This window comes from Pseudomonas sp. NPDC087817, assembly GCF_044742875.1.
In the GTDB taxonomy this organism is placed as follows: Bacteria; Pseudomonadota; Gammaproteobacteria; order Pseudomonadales; family Pseudomonadaceae; genus Aquipseudomonas.
Genome location: NZ_JBIUVJ010000136.1, coordinates 1 through 4056, shown reverse-complemented (window position 1 = coordinate 4056; position 4056 = coordinate 1). Strand labels below are relative to the sequence as shown.

Below are 4056 nucleotides of genomic sequence, written 5' to 3'. Positions count from 1 at the left end.
GCTTTGTATTGAATTTCGCAGCGGGCCCGAGAGATTACAGATTCCGCAGCGCGGCGACTACTGCGTCGCCCATTTCCTGCGTACCGACTTTGGTGCAACCGGCCGAATAGATGTCGCCGGTGCGCAAGCCTTGATCAAGCACCACGCTGACGGCTTGCTCGATGGCATCGGCCGCGTCGTGCAGATTGAAGCTGTAACGCAGCATCATCGACACCGACAGAATCGTTGCCAGCGGGTTGGCAATGCCTTTGCCGGCGATGTCCGGCGCCGAACCGTGGCAAGGCTCATACATGCCCTTGTTGTTCGAATCCAGCGAGGCCGACGGCAGCATGCCAATGGAGCCGGTGAGCATCGACGCTTCGTCGGACAGGATGTCGCCGAACAGGTTGTCGGTGACGATCACGTCGAACTGCTTCGGCGCGCGCACCAGTTGCATGGCGGCGTTGTCGACGTACATGTGGCTCAGTTCGACTTGCGGATAATCCTTGGCCACTTGCTCGACCACTTCACGCCACAGCTGGCTGGACGCCAACACGTTGGCCTTGTCCACCGAGCACAGCTTCTTGCCGCGAACCATGGCCATGTCGAAACCGACGCGGGCAATGCGGCGGATTTCGCTTTCGCTGTACGGCAGGGTGTCGTAGGCCTGACGCTCGCCGCTTTCCAGGGTACGGGTGCCGCGTGGCGCGCCGAAGTAAATGCCGCCGGTCAGCTCGCGCACGATCAGGATATCCAGACCGGCAACGATTTCCGGCTTCAGGCTCGAAGCGTCAGCCAGTTGCGGATAGAGAATCGCCGGACGCAGGTTGCCGAACAGACCCAATTGCGCACGGATTTTCAGCAGACCGCGCTCAGGGCGGATGTCACGCTCGATGGTGTCCCATTTCGGGCCACCTACGGCGCCCAGCAGCACAGCATCGGCGGCGCGGGCACGGTCCAGGGTTTCGTCGGCCAGCGGCACGCCGTGCTTGTCGATGGCGGCGCCACCGATCACGTCATGGCTCAGCTCAAAGCCCAGGCTGTACTTGTCGTTGGCCAGTTCCAGCACCTTGACCGCTTCGGCCATGATTTCCGGACCAATGCCATCACCTGGGAGAATCAGAATCTGCTTGCTCATGCTTTCCTCGTGTCTTCAGTCGGTGCGCCTTTACCGGCACGCCCGGAAAATTTGTTATTTCTCGGCCATCAGCACGATTACATCTGTACTGAACGAGCCATCGGCATCAATCTCAAAATATTCGCGCACTTCGTTGCCCATCGACTGCTGCAACTGGCGGATCGCCGCGCGCATCACTTCGGGTGTACGCATGCGCTCGACCCAACTGCTGTACTCCAGACGCAGGCGCTGACGCGTAGTGCTGCGCGTGTGCAAACCGGCCTCGCTGACCTGACGCAACCACTCGCCGGCGGAATAATCGCGCACATGACTGGTGTCGCGCAGCACTTCGACGCTTTGCAGGTAAGTGTCGAACAGCGGGCTGCCCGGTGACAACACGTCCACGAACGCCGCCACACCGCCCGGTTTCAGCACCCGGCGCACTTCGCGCAGTGCCACACCGAGATCGCTCCAGTGATGCGCCGAATAACGGCTGAACACAAAATCAAACTCGCCATCGGCAAACGGCAGACGCTCGACGGCGCCGTTGACCGTGACAATGTTGCTGAAGCCGCGATCTACGGCGGCAGCAGCGACCACGTCGAGCATTTGCTGCGACAGGTCGTAGGCGACCACTTCCTTGACCAGCGGTGCGACGTGGAAACTCACATGACCGGCGCCGCAACCCAAATCCAGCACCCGCGCCTCGCACTGCCCGGCCAGTTCGGCCTGTAGCAGCGCAAATTCGGTGCCTTGAGCGTGAACGGCGCTGCTCAGGTAGGCGGCGGCCTGTTCACCGAATTGCTTCTGGACAACCTGACTGTGCTGGGCGGTGCTGGTCATGGGGACTTCCTTTTTGGCTGGAGTCTTGTGTTGCCTTTGCGGGCCTCATCGCGAGCAGGCTCACTCCTACAGGGGAACGCATTTCAAATGTAGGAGTGAGCCTGCTCGCGATGGCGTCATTCGCCGTACACAAATTACGCGTCGCGGAACAACCACGGCTGGCTCACACGATGTTTGGCCTCAAACGTCGCAATCGCATCACCGTCCTGCAAGGTCAGGCCGATATCGTCCAGACCATTCAACAGGCAGTGCTTACGGAACGCGTCGATTTCAAAGCTGTACACCTTGCCATCCGGACGGGTCACGGTCTGCGCCTGCAGATCAACCTGCAATTGATAGCCCGGCTCGGCCTCGACCTGCTTGAACAACTCATCGACTTCAGCGTCGCTCAAGATGATCGGCAGCAAGCCATTCTTGAAGCTGTTGTTGAAGAAGATGTCGGCGTAGCTCGGCGCGATGATGCTGCGGAAACCGTACTCTTCTAGCGCCCATGGCGCATGTTCACGGCTGGAGCCGCAACCGAAGTTCTCCCGGGCCAGCAACACGCTGGCGCCTTGGTAACGCTCGGCGTTGAGCACGAAGTCCTTGTTCAGCGGACGCTTGGAGTTGTCCTGATACGGCTGGCCGACATCGAGGTAACGCCATTCGTCGAACAGGTTCGGACCGAAACCGGTGCGCTTGATCGACTTCAAAAACTGTTTCGGAATGATTTGGTCGGTGTCGACGTTGGCACGATCCAAAGGCGCGACAAGACCAGTGTGCTGAGTAAAAGCTTTCATGCTGCGCTCCTTTAAATCAATTCACGAACGTCGATGAAACGACCGTTCACCGCTGCCGCAGCCGCCATGGCCGGGCTGACGAGGTGGGTACGGCCACCGGCGCCCTGACGGCCTTCGAAGTTACGGTTGGAGGTCGAGGCGCAATGCTCGCCAGACTCCAAACGGTCCGGGTTCATCGCCAGGCACATCGAGCAACCCGGCTCACGCCATTCGAAACCGGCTTCGAGGAAAATCTTGTCGAGACCTTCGGCTTCAGCCTGCGCTTTCACCAGACCCGAACCCGGCACCACGATGGCTTGCTTGATGGTAGAAGCGACTTTGCGGCCCTTGGCGATCACGGCAGCAGCGCGCAAGTCTTCGATGCGCGAGTTGGTGCAGGAACCGATGAACACGCGATCCAGCTGAATGTCGGTAATCGCCTGATTGGCGGTCAAACCCATGTATTTCAAGGCGCGGACGATCGAGTCGCGTTTGACCAGATCCATCTCTTTGGCCGGATCCGGCACGTTCTGATCAACGGCCAGAACCATCTCAGGCGAAGTGCCCCAGCTGACTTGCGGCTTGATCTGCGCGGCGTCCAGTTCAACCACGGTGTCGAACTTGGCATCGGCGTCGGACACCAGGTCTTTCCAGGCTTCGACGGCCATGTCCCATTGCGCGCCTTTCGGAGCGAACGGACGACCCTTGACGTATTCGACAGTCTTTTCGTCCGCCGCCACCAGACCCACACGGGCGCCGGCTTCGATGGACATGTTGCAGATGGTCATGCGGCCTTCGACGGACAAATCGCGGATCGCGCTGCCGGCGAATTCGATGGCGTGGCCGTTACCGCCGGCCGTGCCGATCTTGCCGATCACGGCGAGGACGATGTCCTTGGCGGTCACACCGAACGGCAATTGCCCTTCGACGCGCACCAGCATGTTTTTCATTTTCTTGGCGACCAGGCACTGGGTGGCGAGCACGTGCTCGACCTCGGAGGTGCCGATACCGTGCGCCAAGGCACCGAAAGCGCCGTGGGTCGAAGTGTGCGAGTCGCCGCAGACCACGGTCATGCCCGGCAAGGTCGCGCCCTGCTCCGGGCTGATCACGTGGACGATGCCTTGGCGGATGTCGTTCATCTTGAACTCGACGATGCCGTATTCATCGCAGTTGTCATCAAGGGTCTGAACCTGCAAACGCGAGACCTGATCGGCAATCGCTTCGATGCCGCCCTTGCGCTCTGGCGTGGTCGGTACGTTGTGGTCCGGGGTCGCGATGTTGGCATCGATGCGCCAAGGCTTGCGCCCGGCCAGACGCAGGCCTTCAAAGGCTTGCGGCGAGGTCACTTCGTGGATGATG

Annotated in this window: 4 protein-coding genes; all 4 read right to left on the bottom strand. The window is 60.4% G+C overall.

Features of this window, described 5'->3' with window-relative positions; translation table 11 throughout:
* Window positions 1-34: 34 nt before the first annotated feature.
* Entirely contained in the window at window positions 35-1117 is a 1083-nt protein-coding gene (leuB, locus tag ACIONG_RS29950) for a 3-isopropylmalate dehydrogenase (protein ID WP_401304589.1), read from the bottom strand.
* 54 nt (window positions 1118-1171) lie between these two features.
* Entirely contained in the window at window positions 1172-1939 is a 768-nt protein-coding gene (locus tag ACIONG_RS29945; RefSeq protein WP_401304586.1) for a class I SAM-dependent methyltransferase, read from the bottom strand.
* Between the two features lie 134 nt (window positions 1940-2073).
* Entirely contained in the window at window positions 2074-2718 is a 645-nt protein-coding gene (gene leuD, locus ACIONG_RS29940) for a 3-isopropylmalate dehydratase small subunit (protein WP_007913445.1), read from the bottom strand.
* A gap of 11 nt (window positions 2719-2729) precedes the next feature.
* A partial coding sequence (gene leuC / locus ACIONG_RS29935) for a 3-isopropylmalate dehydratase large subunit (RefSeq protein WP_401304583.1) occupies window positions 2730-4056 on the bottom strand: 1327 nt, incomplete at its 5' end.

Excerpts from the sequence above, each read along its gene's own strand:
- leuB (WP_401304589.1), bottom strand. The coding sequence starts at position 1,117 with ATGAGCAAGCAGATTCTGATTCTCCCAGGTGATGGCATTGGTCCGGAA.
- ACIONG_RS29945 (WP_401304586.1), bottom strand. The coding sequence starts at position 1,939 with ATGACCAGCACCGCCCAGCACAGTCAGGTTGTCCAGAAGCAATTCGGT.
- leuD (WP_007913445.1), bottom strand. The coding sequence starts at position 2,718 with ATGAAAGCTTTTACTCAGCACACTGGTCTTGTCGCGCCTTTGGATCGT.